We start from the raw sequence: 17,124 nt of genomic DNA, 5'->3' as shown, positions 1-17,124 counted from the left end.
CGAAAGACCATCGAACATCGGCGCTTGCAGCACCGCAAGCTCGCCGCATAACATCAACCCCAAGACGAGGCCCGCTCTCCGCTAATCTAAGCCCCGATCTGAGCCAAATGTTCTGACGACGGACAGCGACAGCGGCGTGACCAGCAGCCGCTCCATGCCAAGCGCCGACCAGTCGCGCTGCGCATCCTCCAGCAGCTTGTCGGACTTCGAGATCCAGACCGCCTTGCGCCGCCCCTGCATCCAGTTGTCGAGGATGATCGCTGCGGATTCCCGGCCCTTGCCGACGCCGGTGCCATCGCCGACCATGAACCCTTGGCGGAAGCGGACGGCGCCCTTGGCGTCCTCCGGCGTGGCAGCAAGATTGTCGAGCGTGTCGTCCACCGTCCAAGCCCCGGCGAGGAAGCCCGTATGGGCCTCGCCGGCATAAATCACCGTCTCCAACTGCGCCTCGGACAACTTGCCGAGAATGTCCTTCGGCAGCGTCGGGCGGTAGCTCGGCTTCGGCGGCGCGATGCTCGCCATCGAGGCGGATTGCACGAGCTGGGTCGGATGCGCTTGCGCCCCGGCAATGCGGATCGTCTGAAGTCCGTATTCCTCATAGATCGCATCGGAGAGGCGGCCGCTCTCTGCCGGTTCCCAATCCACGGTCTCATAGGCGAGTGGAACGCCGTCCGGCTCGGCTAGCTGCGTGGCGGGTGCGGCTCGGGCTGCGCGATTGACATAGCCGCGCACGGTGCGGGGTGCGGCAGGTCGTGCGGTCGGCACGGCGACGGCACGATCGACCGGCAGCCGGGCCGGAAGCTGCTCGGCCAGCCAGCCCATCAGCGTGGCCACGTCCGGCGCGACGCCGATTGCTGTCGGAAACACGGCGGGATCGTCGGCGGGCAGCTTGTCGATGACGGTCAGTCGCGTGTCGATGGTGGTGCCATGCTTGGCATAGACCGAGCCGTCGATCGCGGCCGAGAAGCTGACGCGGCCTCGCTCCTGCAGCCGCGTCCAGGAGGCAGACCACGCCGGGTTGTCGGGCGCGAAGCTCGCGCCGGTGATGGTGACGAGCCGCCCGCCGGGCGCGAGGCGCGCCAGCGCCGAGGCGACATGGCGGAAGGCGGCATCGGCCATGCGCCCCTCGACATTGGCCACGGCAGAGAACGGCGGGTTCATCAGCACCACCGTCGGGACAAGGCCGGGATCGAGGTGATCGTCGATCTGGGCAGCGTCGAACCGCGTCACCGACAAGGCCGGAAAGAGGGAAGACAAGAGGCCGGCGCGGACCTCGGCCAGTTCGTTGACGAGCAGCGCGCCGCCGGCGATCTCGGCCAGGATGGCGAGGAGCCCGGTGCCGGCCGAGGGCTCCAGCACGCGGTCGGCGTGCGTGATCGCCGCCGCCGTCACCGCAGCGAAGCCGAGAGGGATCGGGGTGGAGAACTGCTGGAAGGTCTGCGCTTCCTCGGAACGCCGGGTGTGGGTCGGCGGGAGCCCGGCAATTTTCGTAAGCTGCGGCAGGATTGCCGACGGAGACCCGGCTTTGCGGAAAAGCGCTTTTCCGTATTTGTGCAGGAACAGGACCGTCGCCGCCTCGCAGGCGTCATAGGCCAGCTTCCAGGTCCAGGCGCCGGTGGCATCGGACGCGCCGAAGGCTGCTTCCATCGCGCCGCGCAAGGCGGCGGCGTCGACGCGCTGACCGCGCTCCAGATGCGGCAGCAGCAGACCGGCAGCGGTGAAGACGCAGGCTGCGGTCTCAGCGTCATGGTCGAGCGGAAGCGACGCGGTGGCGGATGCCGCCGCGGATGCGGAAATCATGTTCATCGGGGATTCCTCGGGAGAGCGGGACAGGATCGAGCCTAAGCGGCGCTCTCTCTCGACCGCACCGGCTCAAATCCCTTCAGGCCCACCTCTGGCTCTCCCGAATCCGCAGGCCCGGGGATTGATTTTGTTCCCTTTATGTTCTAAATTCGGAGCATGATCAGCACGGAGGACCCATCATGGAATCCACCAGCTTTGCCCTGCCCGCCACGCCGCGCCAGATCGCCTATGCCCGGTCCCTGGCGGTCAGGAACCACACGCTACTGCCTTGGGATGCGCTGCAGGACCGGCGGGCGCTCAGCGCCTGGATCGATGCCCAGGCAAGGATGACGCCGTCGATCCCGGACAGCCTGCCGAGCTCGAAACAGGTCGCCTTCGCGGAACGGCTCGCACGCATCAAGCGGCGCGCGGTCCCGGACGAGTGTTTCCGGGACCGGCAGTTGCTGTCGCGCTGGATCGACTGCAATCGGTAAGGCTCAGGAAGGTGCGATACGTTGCGATCAGAAAGTCGCTTCCCAGTTCCTGCCGGCGGCGAAGACCCGCAGGATGGTGACGGTCTCGGCGCCGACCGCGAAGGCGATGGTCAGGCGCCGCTCGAAGCCGACGATGCGCAGGCCGGGGCGGATGTCCGACCGCAGATGCCCGCGTTCGGAGCCGATGCCGAGGCGGCGGCAGAAGGCCTCCACCCTGTCGATATAGCGGATGGCGACCGCCGGAGAGGCGGCCTCGGCGATCCAGTCGTAGAGGCCGATAAGATCCTCCGCGGCTTCGGGCGCGAAGGCGACGCGGCGTTCCTTCATGAGCGCCCCGAGAGCATCCTCGCATGCCGGTCGCGAATGGCGCCGAACACGGCGTCGGCCGAGCGGGCGCGATCGGGGTTCGCTTCCATCGCGTCATAGACCGGGGCGACATCTTCGCGCAGCCAGCGTTCGACGGCGGCATTGCGCTCCTGCAAGGCGCGCAGGCCGGCCCGGATCACCTCGCTCGCCGAGGCATAGCTGCCCGAGGCGACCAGTTCGTCGATGAAGGCCGCATGTTCGGCCGGCAGGCTGACGGTGCGCTTCTCGGTGCTGGCCATATTGGGTCTCCATGCCGGTATGGGAAATTCATACCATGCTCTGCTGTCCTTGTCATCCCGCCCGTGAATCAAGGAACAAGCGTCCGACCGTCGGGCCGGGCGCTTGCAGGGGTCAGTCGATGGCCCGGAGGATCTCGCGTGCCTCGGGGTGATCCGTGGCATAGGCGTAAAGCCGGGCAAAACCGTCCGCCAGTTCGTCGGAATCGAAGCTGAACGACAGGTGCGAGAAGGCGAAGAGCGTGGCGATGATGCCGGCGGCGCCGGCCGAGACCTCACCCTCGTAGCCATTGCCTTCCCAGGAAAGGCGGAAGTGGGGCTTCGAGGTCGGCGCCATATAGAGCGGTTGGCCGGCAAGCTCGTAGAAATCCCAGATGCCGCCGCCGTAGTCAGTTGGGCTCAGCCGTTCCATGAAGCTGAACACCGCATATTCTCCGATGATCAGCAGGCGGTGGCCGAAAAGACGGGGAAGAAACTCCGTGCGGCGGTTATCTGGGACCAGCGTCGCATCGTTGAGTGCAGGGGGTGGGAGGGTCATGACATGGTTCTCCGGGAAGAGGAAAAGGGATGCGCTGCCGGAAGGCACTCTCGTCCCTCCACAGGCGCAGCCTCTTCCCGGCCCCCCTCTGCCTCTTGAACCGTGGGGTAAGAGCATTTATCTTACTCCTGTCTTACCTCTGGAGTTCGACCCATGGCCCAGCCCGATCCCCTGATCACCACCGTCTCGACCAAGGGGCAGGTCATCCTGCCCAAGGCGATCCGCCAGCGCCGGGACTGGGATGCCGGCACCCGTCTGGTTGTCGAGGAAACGCCCGAGGGCGTGCTGCTGAAACGGGCGCCGGCCTTCGCGCCGACCCGGCCGGAAGCTGTCTTCGGGATGCTGCCCTTTACCGGCGCGCCGAAATCGCTCGAGGATATGGAGGCCGGGGTGCTGGCCGAGGCCCGCCGGCGCCATGATCGCGATTGATACCAATATCGTCGTCCGCTACCTGACCGGCGATCACCCCGAGCAATCGGGGCGGGCGCGCGAGATCGTCGACGGGCAGCCGGTCTTCGTGCCGGTGACGGTGGTGCTGGAGACGGAATGGGTGCTGCGCAGCGCCTATGGCTACAAGCCGGGTGATGTCGCGCGTGCTCTGCGGGCCTTCGGCGGCCTGCCGCAGGTGACCATCGAGGATGCGGCAACCGTCGCCACGGCCTTCGAACTCGCCGAGCGAGGCATGGATTTCGCCGATGCGCTGCATCTGGGCCGCTCGGCGGGGCAGGAGACTTTCCTGACCTTCGACCGCAGGTTCGTGAAGGCGGCGCAAGCCGCCGGGATCAACCTCGTCCAAGAAGTCTGACGGGTCAGCCGAACCGCTTGCCATCGGCGGTGAAGGTGTAACCGTTGGTGGTGATGGCCTCGTCGACCGCCTCGTCCGAGGTCAGGTATTCGTATTCGCGCTCGAGCTGGCGGTAGAGCCAGCGAGAGAGATCGCGCAGCGCTTCGGTGACGACGTCCTCGGCATCGGCGGTCATGTTCTGCCAGGTAGGACTGTCGCGGGTGACGGAAATCGCCATGCAGTATTCGTGGCAGTAATGCCCGCAATGGCTGGCTTCGGCGCGAAGCTGGTAGAAGTTGCGCCGCTGGACAGCCTGAAGGGCATCGGCGATGCCGTGCAGGATCGTGTCCAGCGGCGCATGGGACCGGATCTCGGCCGGAGCGTTCTTCCGGTAGGAATAGTGGCATTCGAAGCAGGCACCATCGCCTTGCGACCAGAAGCCCGTGAAGAAGATGCGCGGCTCCTGCCGCGAGCCGCCGCCCATGAGTCGGACGGTGCGGGTCTTGAAGCGGATGCCGAGGATTTCCGCGATCCGCTGGAAATCCTCATAGACCGCATCATACCAGTCGTAGTCGAAGCCGCCGTCGCGATACCAGGCGCGGGCCTTGTCCTTCGCCGTGTCTGAAAGCTCGTCGAGGCGATAGACCGTGGTTTCGATGACCTCAGGCATAGGGATCGCCTCCGTCCAGAACGATTTCCAGCCAGTTGCCGCTGTCGATCCGGTCCACCGTCTCGCCGGTGGCGAGATCGAGGGCGTGCGCGCCGCCGCCGAAGGCGTTCACCCTGGCCTGGGAACAGGTCGTGGCGAATTGAAACCCCCATAATCCGGTCAGGCCGAATTCGGCGGCGCAGCGCTTGACGAACCGGATCAGCTGTTCGGGATCGCCGCTGACGTCGTCGCGAATCCAGAGTTGGCCGCTGTTCTCGGGCTGAATCGAGAGCAGGAAACCATCGGAGGGCAGGTCTTCCATACCGTCCTCATTCGCGAGGGCGTCATGGAGCTCCAGCGCGCGGGCGGCATTTTCCGGGCTGCCTACATCGAGGATGCAGGAGAAATGGGTGAAATAGTCGGCCATGTCAGGCTCCTTCCTGAAACGGGAAAGCCCGGCGCGAGGCCGGGCGAGGATGAAGGGTGATGACGCGGAAGGCGTCAGAGGCGAAACTGCGCCATGAGCCGTTGGGCATCGGCGTGGTGGCGCAGCATCTCGCGATAGAAGCGCTTGCGCGCATCCCGCTTCGCCGGATCGCGGAGGGCGGATCGAGCCAGCTTCCGGCGCGCGGCGCGGATGACGGTGCGGTTGCTGTCCCAGACCAGGATGTCGAGGCGCAGATAGGTCGCATGCATCGTGGCCTCCTAAATGTTGATGCGTTCGCACAGGGCGTCGATCCGGGTCAGATCAGCACCGGCATGCGCACCGACCCTGGTGAGGATGCTCCTGAGCGGCGGGTCGCCGTCGCGGCGTGCAAGGGCGACTTGCAGGAGTCGCAGGCCCGCGAGCATGGCGTCGCGCTCCTTGCCAGTAACGCTGATGTTCACGAACCCCTCGATGATCTCGCCGTCTTCGAGCCGACGGACACCGTCATATTCGTCGATGTCGTAATCGTCGAACTCCGATATCTCGCCGGTGGCGACCCACTCGCCATCGTAGTTGGTGCTTTCGGCAAGCGCTTGAGCCTCTTCCGGCGTGGCGGCCTCGACCACGGTTTCGTAGTAGACGAAGGCGTCGCGACCTTTGCGGACGACATATTTCGGCATGGGGAACTCCATACGGATTGGGCCCGGCGAGCCGCCGGGTCGAATGGGCGAAAATCGAGAACGAGGTCAGGCGGCCCGCGGCAGCCGCAGCAGGTCAGCAGCCGTCTCGCGCCAATAGGGATCGACCAGTCGCGCTTCGAGCAGGCTGGCGCGAGCGCGGTGATCACGGGTGGAGGCCGCATCGCCGCGTCCGGATGCCGAGAAGGCTATGCTGCGCAGACGGCTGGCCTCGGTGACGACGCGGCGGGCCTCGGTGTCGGAAGCGACGGGTTGCTGCCAGATGACGATGCCTGCCCGGATTTCCCCGGCGAGGACCAGGCCGAGATCGCGATCCTGAATGATCACGATGCGCGGGCGAAAGCGCAGCGTATCGTCCGTGTCGATCCGGATGTCGCCGTGTGCGACGCGCCGGTTGGCGATCATCATGGCGTCTTTAGGCGACGGGCATTCGCCGATGACGGCCATGCGGTCGAAACCGTCGGCATCATCGAGGCCATGGTAGCCGACAGCACCACAGCAGGAGATGCGCAGCGGCAGCTTCTGGGCGTGGCGCAGCCGCGGCAGCACCTCGCGCGCGACGATTTCGCCGATGGGAATGAGTCCGGCCTGGCGGGACAGGGTCATGGGATATCCTCCGCGACGGGCGGCGGAAGCCTCTCTCCCGCCTGCAACCCGTCACGGCCAACCGGCCCGCCCTCTCACTCTCGTTCCCGGGTTTGGATCAGCACCAGGGCTCCCGCCGCCCGGCCCAGGTTCTGGCCAGCCCTTCGCTGACAAGGATGTCGCCGACATCGCGGCCGTCGACGCGGATCGCCGCCAGGGTCCGGCCATAGCGGTCGGTGCCCTGGCGCAGGATCTCGATCCGCCGGCCTCGCAGGAGTTCGGCAAGCCGCATCTTCGATCGCAGCGCGAGGTCGGATTCGGAAGCGCAGCGGCCCTCGATCTCCGGGGCGTCGATATTGAAGATCCGGACGGCCTCTCCTTGCCGTCCCGGACCAAGCCGGACGGAATCCCCGTCCCAGACCCGGATTTCCGCCGGTTCGCAGGACGCCGTGCAGAGCAGGACGGAAACGACGATATGGCTGAGCATGGCGGAGGGCTTTCATCTGGACGGGCGAAGCGGGTATCCGCCGACGGTTTTTCCCGAAGCGGGACGAGATCGCAATGCGGATCGGCCGCAGGTTCGGGCCACGGTCAGCGGCAGGGCGGCCATTGCCGGGTAGGACGGCGGGGGATGCGGTCCCCGTGCCCAGGTGCAGCTTTCATGGCCGTTCAGTCCCAATAGCCGTCGGCGATTTCACGGGCGATCATCGCGCGGGCCTTCATCATCACATCGTCGCCGGAAGTGTCGATATGCCCGTAGAACCGCGTCCGGGCGCCATATGCGGTCCAGTCGGCATAGCGGCAATATTCGCGGGCGTCGAGCCGGAAGGCGCGCATGTCCTCGGCCCAATGCGGTTTCGGCTCGACGACCACGGTGACGCCGCCCCGCGTTTCCTCCCAGGGAAGCGAGCGTTCCGAGGGCGGATTGCGGCGGTCGTCGGCGAAGATCTCGTCGACCGTCATCATGATGCGCCTCCATCTTCGGTCTCTGGAGCGGGGTTTGCGGGATCGGCGGGATCGGGATCGCCGCATTCGATGCGGCAGGTCATCGTCGAGAAATACTCGCCGTGATCGGCCATTCGTTCGAAATACTCGCTGCCGATCTCGTCGGGTGGTGGCGGGGCGTCGTCGAAAGCATCGTTCCACCACTCGCGGGCAATTCGGGTGCGCCAACTGGCGGCGTGTTCCGGATCAGTAAAGACACGAACATCCGTGCCATGCGGGTGCTCGTATATGGCGACATGAACGGGTTGCCGGGCGATGTAGCCCGAGGGCTGGTTGGTAGAGGTTGGCATGGTCACCTTTCCTCCTGAAACGAAAGCGGCCCGGCGCGATGCCGGGCCTTGGGTTGAAATGAGGCAAAGCGGGGCGCCCGAAGCCGCCCCGCGCGAGGTCATTCTGCCGCGACCGACTCCGCGGCATCTTCTTCGTCCGAGGGAACTGCGTCCTCGTCACCGGCGAGGAAGGCCGGCAGGTCGAAGCCCTCGTCATCGGTGATTTCGGCCTCCACTTCCGGCTCGGGCCTGCGCAGCGGCTCCGGCAACCAGCCGGTATCGGCCAGCAGGCGCTCGGCCTCCTTGGCCATGTCGCCCTTCTTCAGATGCCCGATCAGTTCGGCGGCATGATCGCCGGCACCCTCGCGTACCGCCTCGATGATCCGCGCCTTGGTGACGCGGCCGATATAGTTGCCGACGGTCGGCTTCCATCCCGCCTCGACCAGATCCAGGCCGGTGGCCTGGGCCAGCCGGTCGGCTTCGCGCAGGCGGCGCTCCAGACCCTGCTGGCTGATACCCGTGCCGCTGTAGGGATTGGGGCGTTCGTAGAGTGCATTGACCCCGAAGCTGACGCAATGGGCGAGCAGGGCATGGCGGCTGGCCTGGTCGAGCTGGTCCAGCCAGTCCCAGAGCCGGTCGTCGTCCTGCCCGAGCGGAATGTCGCGCTTCCAGGCCTCGTGGCGCTCGTCGATCCGTTTCGCCGAGTCGCTCTCGCCCAGTTCCGGCGATTGCACCGGCAGATGCACGTCGCGCACCTGGGCCTGGAGTGCGCAACCGGAGACATGCGCGCCGAAGCAGTCGAGCACCAGCTTGTGCAGCAGCGCGGTCATGGCGATGCGGGGATTGGAGGCGACGGCATCGCGCAGGGCCAGGGTCCGATGCGCGGTCAGTTCGATGACCAGCCGCTCGGGCAGCGGCTTGATGGCATCGCCCTCGTCGTCTTCCTCCTCGGATTCGGACGGCTCGCCGCCGATGGTGATGATCGCCCGCTGGTGGCTGCCGGGTTCCGCGCCATCGGGCGTGGCGACATCGGTGCCGTCACCACCTTCGCCGTCGGGATCGGTGGATGCTTCGTCCTCGGGCCGGACGAAACCGCGCTCGACCAGCGGCGAGCCGTCGCCGTCGATACAGATGAAGACCCCGGCGCGGGCGATCTCGGCCGGGTCGTAGACCACCGGACGGAATTCGAAGGCCCGCAGCGCCTGCTCGATCTCGTCGAACCGTTGATAAACCTCGTCCGGCAGGTCGCCGGCCTCGGCATATTCGGCTTCCAGCCGGTCGTACTCGTCGCGCAGTGCCTCGCGGGTGGCGCGTTCCTCCTCGGTCAGGGCGACCGGGGTGCCGGTCAGTTCGCTTAGCCCATGGTCATGGCCGTAGGGGAAGCTGACCGCGACCTCGATCCATTTCCAGCCCTCGGCGGCGATGGCCTCGGCCTCGGCTTTCAGCTTTTCGCCGACCAGCCGGTCGAGCAGGATCGGATCCTGCAGCCAGCCGCCCTCGTCCTGCTGGAAGAGATCGCGCAGGACATAGCCGCCGGCCGCCTCATAGGCCTCGATGCCCACGAAACCCGCGCGCTTGTCCGAGGCGGGCACGGTGGTCTCGGTCAGCATGCGGCGAATCTGCCAGGGCTCCTTGGCCCAGTTGTCCTTGATCGCGTCCCAGACCTGTTCCTGTCGGGCATGATCCTCGACCACGGTGAAGGCCATGAGCTGTTCCAGCGTCATGCCGTCCCCGGCATAGGTCTCGAGCAGTGCGGGCGAGACCGAGGCCAGGCGCAGGCGCTGCTTGACCACCTTCACGTCAACGAAGAAGGCGGCGGCGATGGCCTCCTCGGTCATGCCCTTCTCGCGCAGGGCGAGGAAGGCGCGGAACTGGTCGAGCGGATGCAGCGGTGCACGTTCGATGTTCTCGGCGAGCGACACCTCGTCGATCAGGATATCGGCGCCGGCCTCCGAGACGACGCAAGGCACCGGCGCGGTCTTCGCCAGACGCTTCTGCTTGACCAGCAGTTCCAGCGCCCGGAAGCGGCGGCCGCCGGCAGGCACCTCGAACATGCCGGTCTCCTTGCCGCCGTCATCGACGACGGGGCGGACATGCAGGGACTGGATCAGCCCGCGGCGGGCGATGGACTCGGCCAATTCCTCGACCGAAACGCCCGCCTTCACGCGGCGGACGTTGGACTGCGAGAGGGCGAGCTTGTTGAAGGGGATGTCGCGCGAGGACGACAGGGTGATCTTCTGAACGGCATTGGCCATAAGTCTTGCTCCGCGACGGGCGCCGGGAGCCTCTCTCCCGAACCCCAACCCGTCGCAGACCTTCCGTCACTCCTCTGACTCTCCCGCCCTCAGGCCGGGGCCGAAGGCGAAGCGATCGAGCCCGCCCGGACGGATCGCCAGACCCCCTTGCCGTTCCGCGAGAGCCGCCAGCGCTGCGCGGAGATTTCCGTGCCCTTGGCCGTCCTGCGAGCCGGGATGTCGAGGAGATAATCCGCGCCCTCCTGTTGCCATGCGCCCACGACCGTCATTCCGTCGCCGAACTCGACGAGGCAACCCGGCGGGTCGGCGCCGTCATTCTCGACGGTGACGCGACCATGCGGAAAGGCATGGCTATGTGTGAAGGTGAACCGCATTCGTGCCTCCGGTTGTCGCGCGACATCATCACTGGGCGAAGCCTATCAGATATTCGGTGTCCTGGCCCGGGCAGCCTGATAGAGGTTTCTCTCGGCCTCCCGGATGCTGCCCGTCCGCCGCGCCGCCTCGACCCAGACCGAGATCGGAGCATCGCCGGTGAACAGGATGTCCCGTTCTATCCCCATGCCGAAGGGCAGGCGGATCGCCTTCATCTCGGTGAAGGACCAACAGCCGAGTTCGGGACGCTCGATATCGGCGAGGCCGGACATGAGGTCGCCGTCCTCGTCCAGTGCGGTGGCCAGCCAGACGCCGGCGCCGAAGGGGTTGAAGAACTTCACCACCGGCACATGATCGACATCGCGCCGGCGGCCGTTGGCGAGAAGCCGGTCACGCAATCCATCGGTCAGGAGGATCATGCCATCGCCCTCCCATCGGTCGAGGTCGCATTCGTCTCGCTATCGTGCTCGGCGGGCAGATGCGCCAGGATCCAGTCGGCGGCCTTGCTGGCCTGCGAGGCGGCGCGGACGATGGCGCGGGAATCCTCGCGCATCACGTCGAGCCAGGAGGCCAGGTAATCGGCATGGCGCACCGTCGGCACGATGCCGAGCGAGGCGCAGCAGAAGGCGGCGCTCATCTCGGCGATCAGCTCTTCGAAGGCGTATTTCCTGGTGCCGAAACTGCCGGAGAAATCCCGGTTCAGCCGCGAGGCATGGCCTGTCGCGTGCGAAATCTCGTGCAGGGCGGTGCGGTGCCAGTTGATCGGCTCGAAATAGGCTTGCGGGGGCGGGACGACCACATGGTCGAGGGCCGGGACATAATAGGCCCGATCCCCGCCGATGCGGAAGTCGATGCCGGTGGCCTTGATGAGCGCCTCGACCCGCGGCTCGATCAGGCCGGGGGGCGGAGGTGGCGCGGCCATGGCGATATCCTCGGGCAGCCCCTCGCATTGCGCGGTGTTGAACACGGTGAACCGCTTCAGGAAAGCGATCTTCCCCGGTTCATCGCCGGTCTCGTGAGCCCGCCGCTTTTCGTCCTCCGGCGTGAAGCGGTCGGCATAGACGACAGTGGTGCCGCGCTCGCCCTTGCGGACATGGCCGCCGAGCGACAGCGCCTGGCGGAAGGTGAGCCAACCCTGTCCGGGGAAACCATGCTGGACCACGGCGCCCCAGAGGATCAGGATATTGATGCCCGAATACCGCCGCCCGCTGCTGGCATTCTGCGGCAGGCCGAGCGGGGCCTTGGCCGTGGCCTTGCCCCAGGGTTGGACCCAGGGAAAGCGGCCCGCTTTGAGCTCGGCGATGATCTTGCCGGTGATTTCGTCGTAAAGATTCGTGCGCTTGCTGCCGCCAGCGCGGGCGGTGCGGTCCTGTCTGGCCATCGGGATGATCTCCGCGACGGGCACCGGAAGCCACTCTCCCAGCCACAAACCCGTCACGGCAAACCCCGCCCGCACTCTGCCTCTCTGGGAGACATTCCAGGTATTCGCTGGACTCCGGTATTTCCGCGATCTACCGTGATATCTGTCGAGCCTGAAAATCGTATCGGGCCTCGACCTCCTCGCATCGCCAGCCGCCATGGATCATGGCTCCGGCCTGCGCTTCAGCCCACAAATCAACGCAATCTCGCCGCGCAAGCGGAAGGAGTTTCCATGGTCGATGCCATATGCGCCTGCGGTGCTCTCAGACTGTCCTTCGGCAAACCGCCCGAATTGACGGCGCTCTGTCATTGTTTCGCATGCCAGAGAAGAACCGGCGCGCCGTTCAGCGCCAATGCGTTCTATTCGGTCGAATGCGTCGAAATCATCGGAACGTCCACGGAATTCATTCGCATCGCCGATAGCGGCCGCAAGGTCCGGATGCGTTTTTGCCCGATTTGCGGCTCGACCGTCTATTGGCAGGCCGAGGCTGCGCCGTCCTGGATCGGGGTGGGGGTCGGCTCGTTCGCCGATCCGACCTTCGCGCCGCCGGTCGTGTCGGTATTCGAGCAGTCGAGACATGCATGGGTGCGGCTTGACGAGAAGGTTGAGCGTTTCCAAGGGCTTCCAACCGGCTGATCCTGGCCGAGGAAACTGACAGGTTCCGGGTGATGCTGGTCTCGTCATGCCGCTCGCACGCATGGCCATGCGCGTCGGACAGCATCGAAAGGCGTCCAGGCGCCCATGCTGCGGCGCAGAATGCATAGCGGCCTTGCCGGTATCACGGCTACTTTGCACGATTTGCCCGGCATATATCCGTCTTGTCCGAAACGAGCCCGATGATTGGGCAAGATGAAAAAGGTGTCGAAATGTCCGCTGTCGAAATGAGCCATAACCATGCTGCCGCCGGCTTTGGTGGGGTCTTTGCGCGCGTGACCGCGATGATCGCCGCCTGGAACGACGCCCGCATCACCCGCCGCGAACTGAATGCGCTGACGGATCGCGAGTTGAACGATATCGGCTTGGCTCGCGGCGATATCGAGCGTGTCGCCCGCGGCATCTGAAGTCCTCCTGAACGATGAACGGACCCCGTGGCGGTGCTGCGGGGTTTTTTCTTGCGCGTGCGAGTAAGGGCAAGGTTCATCCAGCTCCGAATGTGACCATCGCCGCACTTGCGCTGTCACGTGCCGAAGGCTTTCACCGCAAATCCCGCTGTTCCCGGTGGAAAAGGGCATACGGCTGCTCGGCGTCACGCTATCCTCGCTGGAACCGCAGGGCGAGGACGGCAGAGAGGAGCAGCTCAGCCTCGGCCTGCCTGGGCTGTAAGAAAGATTGATCGGGAGGGGAGAATGAAGCGGAAGGACGAGGAACGGGCCGCCGCAAGCCTGGCCAGGGGCATGGCGATGATCTGCGTCCGCAACACCATGCTGGAAGATCTTCACGCCGGGTATGTGCCGATGACGAAGACCGGGGATTTCTCCGATGTCGTCGTCATTGACGGGACGGGCAGACGCATTCCCTGGCTGGAACTGTCGCGGCTCGACGACGGTGAGATGCGCGACCTGATGCGCCAGGTGGTCGATCGCCTCTACACCTTCATGCTGCGCATCGAGGATCCGGCGTTCCGGGATGCCATCGATCCATGGATGAATGCGGCGGCCAGGTGGGACGATCCTGTTCTCGATCCCGGTCTGGCAAAGACCGGGTCGTGGACGGAATGACCTTGTCGCTGCCGGAACGGGTGATGAAGCGCCGGGCAGCAGGCGTAAATCATTCGTAGGGGGCGGAAGGACATGCAGGCAGCTTAAGGGCGTGACCGCACGTCCGGCCCGTCGCTCAGATGGCGAAATCTTCCAGAGACCTGCCGGCTTCCAGCCCTTCGACAATCCAGGCGGGCTTGCGGCCGCGACCGCTCCAGGTGATTTCCGGGTTTTCTGGGTGACGGTATTTCGGGGCAGAAGTCGCGCGCTTCCGGGAAGAGGTGACGTCGACCAGATCGCCCAATGAGAAGCCGTGCTCCTTCGCCACCGCCTCCGCCGCGGCGCGGGCCTCGGCTTTGCGGCGATCCTCGAATGAGGCGATGGCTTTCGCAACGTTCTTTTCCAGCTGCTTCAATTCGGTCAGTGACAGGGCATTGAGATCGATATCGGTCATGGGGATCCTCGCTTTTTCCGGTCCCCGCTTAAACGATTGGATGTGACCCGGCAATTATTTCAGTTGGCCATGTTTCCGGCAGGATTGCGATGTCCCGTAAGCCGTATTGCCTCGGTCTTCGCAGTCAAGCGCCTTATCGGATAGCATGGGGTATGAAAGGAGGGTGAGTCACCGGGAGGAAATAACGCGATGGAGATTGATGAAGACAGGATAGATGACGCGGTCCTCGCGCTGCTTTACCTGACGCTTGACCGCAATGGCCGGGCGTGGAAGGGACACGACTGGGGCTCTATGAACCGGCTGCACGAGAAAGGCTTCATCGGCGATCCGGTCAACAAGGCAAAATCCGTCTGGCTCACTGACGAAGGGATAGCCAGATCGGAAAAGCTTTTTCGCGAGATGTTCGGCAAGGGGGAAGACCGACGCTCGGTCGACGACGAGAGCAGGATTTCCGAATGATTATTCTTCTCTATGGAGCGTGGGTTTAGGGGACACCCTTTTCAGCACAGCATGAAGGCCGTGAGCAATGCGACGGGGAGCCCATAGGCCCGCCACAGCAGCAGCCCCGCGGCGACCAGGCCCAGGGCGATGGCGCAGGCCAGCAGCCGCTGGGTGCGGGTCAAGGGCGGCAGTGCCTCCTTCATTCCGTGGCCAGCCTTGCAACCGGCGCGTCCCTGATCGGCCAATGCAGCAAAGCGGCAAGCACGGCGATGGCGATCGAGATCTGCCAGGCGAGGTCGTAGGAGCCGGTCGTGGCATAGGCATATCCCGCCCCCCAGGCCCCGAAGAACGAGCCGAGCTGATGGGACAGGAAAACCATGCCGAACAGCGTCGAGACATAGCGGACGCCGAAGATCTGGCCGACGAGACCGCTGGTCAGGGGCACGGTGCCGAGCCATAGAAAGCCCAGGGCGCAGGCGAACAGCGTTGCCGACAGCGAGGTGATCGGAAATGCCAGGAACAGCGTCATCACCACCGCGCGGGCAAGGTAGATCCCGGCCAGCACATGCTTCTTGCGCCAGCGATCCGCCGACATGCCGAAGACATAGGAGCCGAGGATGTTGAACAGCCCGACCAATGCCAGCGCCCGCGCGCCCACCGCAGGGTCAAGGCCCTTGTCCACCAGAAACGCCGGCAGATGGGTGCCGACGAAGGCGACGTGAAAGCCGCAGACGAAGAAGCCCGCGTTCAGCAGCCAGAAGCCGGAATGGCCCGCGGCCTCGCGCAGGGCCTCGCCGAAGCTTTGCGAACCGGCAGTGCCGGCCTCCGGCAGCTTCGGCCGTCCGGCGATCCCAATGGCCAGCAGGACCATCGTTCCGGCCAGCGCGGCATAGATCAGCAACGTCCCGCGCCAACCGAAGGTGCCGATCAGCCCCTGCGCCACCGGCACCAGAAGGAACTGGCCGACCGAGCCGCCGGCGGTCACGATCCCGGCCGCCAACCCGCGCTTCTCGGGCGGCACCGCGCGCACCGCCGCCCCGATGGCCACGACGAAGGTCACGCCCGTCATCGCAAATCCCACCAGAACGCCCAGCGTCAGGTTCAGCCCGAACGCACCCGAGATCCCGGCGGCAAGCGCAAGGCCAAGGGCATAGAACGTCCCGCCCGCCGCCGCCACGCGCCCGGCCCCATGCCTGTCGGCCAGGGCGCCGACCAGGGGCTGCGCCAGCCCCAGGATCAGGTTCTGGACGGCGATCGCCAGCCCGAACGCCTCGCGGCCGACGCCGATCTCCAGCTCGACCGGGCGCAGGAACAGGCCGAAGGACTGCCGGATGCCCATGGCGATGGTGACCAGCGTGGCCGCGCAGATGAGCACGATCCATGGATTGCGGGGCGAGGATGTGACGGGCGGCATGGCTTTCCTGAGGCTGGGAATCGGATCCGGGACGGGCTTGTCAAATTAGATAATTATCATAATCTATATTGACCCGTCCAGACCGCACCGCCGGGACATTCCCGGCCAGAGAAAGGAATGCCCCATGGAAAGCAACGAACCGCCAACCCGGCTCTGGCTCGACGATCTGACGGTCGGGCAGGAGTTCCTGAGCGATGCGCATCCGCTCGATGCCGAACAGATCGTCGCCTTCGCCAGTGAGTTCGATCCCCAGCCTTTCCACCTGGACCCGGAGGCGGCACGGCAGAGCTTCTTTCAGGGCCTCGCCGCCAGCGGCTGGCATACCATGGCGATCACCATGCGGTTGCTGGTCCAGAGCATGCCCTTTGCCTGCGGGATCATCGGGGCGGGCGGGGAAATTTCCTGGCCGCGCCCGACAAGGCCGGGCGACATCCTGCGGGTGAAAAGCCGCATCGATGAGATCCGGCCATCGCGCTCGCGACCCGATCGGGCTATGGTCCTGGCCCATAGCGTGACGCTGAACCAGGCGGACGAGATATTGCAGGACTTCAGGGCGAAGCTGCTGGTCTTCAGGAAGGAAGCATAGCGATGGGACGATCCTCGGCCGGGCAGGCGCTGCAGAACCGCGCCAGGATCGTGGAGATCGCCAGTCGCCTGCTCCACGAGCGCGGCGTCGAGGCGGTTTCGGTCGCCGACATCATGGCCGCCGCCGGCATGACGGTCGGCGGCTTCTACAAGCATTTCGCCTCGAAGGAGGCGCTGGTCGAGGAGGCGAGTGCCTTTGCGTTCGCCGACGCGCTGTCGCTGTGGCGCAAGATCCTGGGCAAGACCGGCCGGACCGCGGAGGAATTGCGCGCGGGGCTGGTCGAACAGTATCTGCGGCCCGACCCGCAACGGCATTGCCCCATCATCGCCTTCGCGCCCTACGCGGCCGGAAAGGATGACGGATCATCGGCGCGCGAGGCCTATGACAAGGGCACCGCGGCGCTGCTGGAAACTTTTTCCGCCGGCTCCGCGCCGGATGGGACGACGTCCGACGCTGAACCGCCCGACCCCGAGGCTCTGCTCCTCTTCGCCGCCATGATCGGCGCCCGGGTTCTGGGCGAGGCCGCAGGGGATGTTCCCTGGGTCGGTGCCGTCAGAAAGGCCGTGGTGGAGGCGGTGGCGAAAAGCTGAGCACGGCCATGATCGGCTGCGATGCCGTCGCTCGCGACGGCTTCGAAGTGATCGCTTATGTG

At 65.7% G+C, this 17,124-nt stretch carries 28 protein-coding genes; 9 read left to right on the top strand and 19 right to left on the bottom strand.

The genetic code is table 11. The features are described from left to right. Positions 1 to 81 precede the first annotated feature (81 nt). The gene (locus C9E82_RS20525; RefSeq protein ID WP_425325178.1) at positions 82 to 1,806 is read right to left on the bottom strand and encodes a strawberry notch-like NTP hydrolase domain-containing protein; all 1,725 of its coding nucleotides are present in this window, start codon (positions 1,804 to 1,806) and stop codon (positions 82 to 84) included. A gap of 176 nt (positions 1,807 to 1,982) precedes the next feature. Between C9E82_RS20525 and C9E82_RS20520 the strand changes: the two genes are divergently transcribed. Continuing rightward, positions 1,983 to 2,276 (top strand): hypothetical protein, encoded by a 294-nt coding sequence (locus tag C9E82_RS20520; RefSeq protein WP_119898110.1) that lies wholly within the window; start codon positions 1,983 to 1,985, stop codon positions 2,274 to 2,276. Between the two features lie 27 nt (positions 2,277 to 2,303). Here the strand turns inward: C9E82_RS20520 and C9E82_RS20515 are convergent, their stop codons facing one another. The 3 genes from C9E82_RS20515 to C9E82_RS20505 all read right to left on the bottom strand — a co-directional run bounded on the left by C9E82_RS20515 (position 2,304) and on the right by C9E82_RS20505 (position 3,416). Next, entirely contained in the window at positions 2,304 to 2,603 is a 300-nt protein-coding gene (locus C9E82_RS20515) for a type II toxin-antitoxin system RelE/ParE family toxin (RefSeq protein ID WP_119898111.1), read from the bottom strand. Further along, on the bottom strand, positions 2,600 to 2,881 hold the full coding sequence (locus tag C9E82_RS20510; protein ID WP_119898112.1) for a type II toxin-antitoxin system ParD family antitoxin: 282 nt from the start codon (positions 2,879 to 2,881) through the stop codon (positions 2,600 to 2,602). The genes C9E82_RS20515 and C9E82_RS20510 overlap by 4 nt, the downstream gene beginning before the upstream one ends. A gap of 112 nt (positions 2,882 to 2,993) precedes the next feature. Continuing rightward, complete coding sequence (locus tag C9E82_RS20505; RefSeq protein ID WP_119898113.1) at positions 2,994 to 3,416, bottom strand: antirestriction protein; 423 nt, start codon at positions 3,414 to 3,416, stop codon at positions 2,994 to 2,996. Positions 3,417 to 3,569: 153 nt separating this feature from the next. Between C9E82_RS20505 and C9E82_RS20500 the strand changes: the two genes are divergently transcribed. Together C9E82_RS20500 and C9E82_RS20495 are read left to right on the top strand one after the other, a co-directional pair. Then, the gene (locus C9E82_RS20500) at positions 3,570 to 3,845 is read left to right on the top strand and encodes an AbrB/MazE/SpoVT family DNA-binding domain-containing protein (protein WP_119898114.1); all 276 of its coding nucleotides are present in this window, start codon (positions 3,570 to 3,572) and stop codon (positions 3,843 to 3,845) included. Beyond that, complete coding sequence (locus C9E82_RS20495; protein ID WP_119898115.1) at positions 3,832 to 4,221, top strand: type II toxin-antitoxin system VapC family toxin; 390 nt, start codon at positions 3,832 to 3,834, stop codon at positions 4,219 to 4,221. Before C9E82_RS20500 ends, C9E82_RS20495 begins: the two co-directional genes overlap by 14 nt. A 4-nt stretch (positions 4,222 to 4,225) precedes the next feature. Here the strand turns inward: C9E82_RS20495 and C9E82_RS20490 are convergent, their stop codons facing one another. From C9E82_RS20490 to C9E82_RS20440, 12 genes are all read right to left on the bottom strand, one after another. After that, positions 4,226 to 4,870 carry an antitoxin of toxin-antitoxin stability system gene (locus C9E82_RS20490; RefSeq protein WP_119898116.1) on the bottom strand — a complete coding sequence of 215 codons (645 nt, stop codon included), beginning with the start codon at positions 4,868 to 4,870 and terminating at the stop codon, positions 4,226 to 4,228. Next, positions 4,863 to 5,276 carry a hypothetical protein gene (locus C9E82_RS20485; RefSeq protein WP_119898117.1) on the bottom strand — a complete coding sequence of 138 codons (414 nt, stop codon included), beginning with the start codon at positions 5,274 to 5,276 and terminating at the stop codon, positions 4,863 to 4,865. Before C9E82_RS20485 ends, C9E82_RS20490 begins: the two co-directional genes overlap by 8 nt. 74 nt (positions 5,277 to 5,350) lie before the next feature. Continuing rightward, positions 5,351 to 5,545: a hypothetical protein gene (locus C9E82_RS20480; RefSeq protein ID WP_119898118.1), complete on the bottom strand. Its 195-nt coding sequence runs from the start codon at positions 5,543 to 5,545 to the stop codon at positions 5,351 to 5,353. 9 nt (positions 5,546 to 5,554) lie between these two features. Beyond that, a complete protein-coding gene (locus tag C9E82_RS20475; RefSeq protein ID WP_119898148.1) occupies positions 5,555 to 5,956 on the bottom strand; it encodes a hypothetical protein in 402 nt (133 codons plus the stop codon). A gap of 66 nt (positions 5,957 to 6,022) precedes the next feature. After that, positions 6,023 to 6,580, bottom strand: a complete 558-nt coding sequence (locus tag C9E82_RS20470) for a hypothetical protein (protein ID WP_119898119.1) — start codon at positions 6,578 to 6,580, stop codon at positions 6,023 to 6,025. Positions 6,581 to 6,677: 97 nt separating this feature from the next. Beyond that, entirely contained in the window at positions 6,678 to 7,046 is a 369-nt protein-coding gene (locus C9E82_RS20465) for a thermonuclease family protein (protein WP_119898120.1), read from the bottom strand. Between the two features lie 182 nt (positions 7,047 to 7,228). Beyond that, on the bottom strand, positions 7,229 to 7,525 hold the full coding sequence (locus tag C9E82_RS20460) for a hypothetical protein (protein WP_119898121.1): 297 nt from the start codon (positions 7,523 to 7,525) through the stop codon (positions 7,229 to 7,231). Further along, positions 7,522 to 7,860, bottom strand: a complete 339-nt coding sequence (locus C9E82_RS24230) for a hypothetical protein (protein WP_147393080.1) — start codon at positions 7,858 to 7,860, stop codon at positions 7,522 to 7,524. Before C9E82_RS24230 ends, C9E82_RS20460 begins: the two co-directional genes overlap by 4 nt. Positions 7,861 to 7,952: 92 nt before the next feature. Then, complete coding sequence (locus C9E82_RS20455; RefSeq protein WP_119898122.1) at positions 7,953 to 10,088, bottom strand: ParB/RepB/Spo0J family partition protein; 2,136 nt, start codon at positions 10,086 to 10,088, stop codon at positions 7,953 to 7,955. An 89-nt stretch (positions 10,089 to 10,177) separates the two neighbouring features. Continuing rightward, positions 10,178 to 10,462: a hypothetical protein gene (locus C9E82_RS20450; protein ID WP_119898123.1), complete on the bottom strand. Its 285-nt coding sequence runs from the start codon at positions 10,460 to 10,462 to the stop codon at positions 10,178 to 10,180. A gap of 45 nt (positions 10,463 to 10,507) precedes the next feature. Continuing rightward, positions 10,508 to 10,879 (bottom strand): DUF2958 domain-containing protein, encoded by a 372-nt coding sequence (locus tag C9E82_RS20445; RefSeq protein ID WP_119898124.1) that lies wholly within the window; start codon positions 10,877 to 10,879, stop codon positions 10,508 to 10,510. Next, positions 10,876 to 12,039 carry an ArdC family protein gene (locus tag C9E82_RS20440; protein WP_425325177.1) on the bottom strand — a complete coding sequence of 388 codons (1,164 nt, stop codon included), beginning with the start codon at positions 12,037 to 12,039 and terminating at the stop codon, positions 10,876 to 10,878. The genes C9E82_RS20445 and C9E82_RS20440 overlap by 4 nt, the downstream gene beginning before the upstream one ends. A gap of 72 nt (positions 12,040 to 12,111) precedes the next feature. On the opposite strand from C9E82_RS20440, the gene C9E82_RS20435 reads away from it, so the two are divergent. The 3 genes from C9E82_RS20435 to C9E82_RS20425 all read left to right on the top strand — a co-directional run bounded on the left by C9E82_RS20435 (position 12,112) and on the right by C9E82_RS20425 (position 13,598). Beyond that, positions 12,112 to 12,516 (top strand): GFA family protein, encoded by a 405-nt coding sequence (locus tag C9E82_RS20435; RefSeq protein ID WP_119898125.1) that lies wholly within the window; start codon positions 12,112 to 12,114, stop codon positions 12,514 to 12,516. A 230-nt stretch (positions 12,517 to 12,746) separates the two neighbouring features. Further along, positions 12,747 to 12,941, top strand: a complete 195-nt coding sequence (locus tag C9E82_RS20430; RefSeq protein ID WP_119898126.1) for a DUF1127 domain-containing protein — start codon at positions 12,747 to 12,749, stop codon at positions 12,939 to 12,941. Positions 12,942 to 13,226: 285 nt separating this feature from the next. Beyond that, positions 13,227 to 13,598, top strand: a complete 372-nt coding sequence (locus C9E82_RS20425) for a hypothetical protein (RefSeq protein ID WP_119898127.1) — start codon at positions 13,227 to 13,229, stop codon at positions 13,596 to 13,598. A gap of 115 nt (positions 13,599 to 13,713) precedes the next feature. On the opposite strand, the gene C9E82_RS20420 is transcribed toward C9E82_RS20425, so the two are convergent. Further along, entirely contained in the window at positions 13,714 to 14,031 is a 318-nt protein-coding gene (locus tag C9E82_RS20420) for an H-NS histone family protein (RefSeq protein ID WP_119898128.1), read from the bottom strand. A gap of 189 nt (positions 14,032 to 14,220) precedes the next feature. Between C9E82_RS20420 and C9E82_RS20415 the strand changes: the two genes are divergently transcribed. Then, the gene (locus C9E82_RS20415; protein WP_119898129.1) at positions 14,221 to 14,490 is read left to right on the top strand and encodes a DUF6429 family protein; all 270 of its coding nucleotides are present in this window, start codon (positions 14,221 to 14,223) and stop codon (positions 14,488 to 14,490) included. A 41-nt stretch (positions 14,491 to 14,531) separates the two neighbouring features. Here the strand turns inward: C9E82_RS20415 and C9E82_RS24660 are convergent, their stop codons facing one another. Both C9E82_RS24660 and C9E82_RS20410 read right to left on the bottom strand, forming a co-directional pair. Further along, positions 14,532 to 14,675, bottom strand: coding sequence for a hypothetical protein (locus C9E82_RS24660; protein WP_170162066.1), 144 nt, complete (start codon positions 14,673 to 14,675; stop codon positions 14,532 to 14,534). Continuing rightward, positions 14,672 to 15,847: an MFS transporter gene (locus tag C9E82_RS20410; protein ID WP_221036005.1), complete on the bottom strand. Its 1,176-nt coding sequence runs from the start codon at positions 15,845 to 15,847 to the stop codon at positions 14,672 to 14,674. Before C9E82_RS20410 ends, C9E82_RS24660 begins: the two co-directional genes overlap by 4 nt. A 163-nt stretch (positions 15,848 to 16,010) precedes the next feature. Between C9E82_RS20410 and C9E82_RS20405 the strand changes: the two genes are divergently transcribed. After that, positions 16,011 to 16,472: a MaoC family dehydratase gene (locus C9E82_RS20405; RefSeq protein ID WP_119898131.1), complete on the top strand. Its 462-nt coding sequence runs from the start codon at positions 16,011 to 16,013 to the stop codon at positions 16,470 to 16,472. A 2-nt stretch (positions 16,473 to 16,474) separates the two neighbouring features. Continuing rightward, entirely contained in the window at positions 16,475 to 17,062 is a 588-nt protein-coding gene (locus C9E82_RS20400; protein ID WP_119898132.1) for a TetR/AcrR family transcriptional regulator, read from the top strand. Positions 17,063 to 17,124 lie beyond the last annotated feature (62 nt).

This window comes from Paracoccus sigandri, assembly GCF_003709565.1.
Classification (GTDB): domain Bacteria; phylum Pseudomonadota; class Alphaproteobacteria; order Rhodobacterales; family Rhodobacteraceae; genus Paracoccus; species Paracoccus siganidrum.
This window is presented reverse-complemented; position numbering and strand designations above follow the sequence as displayed.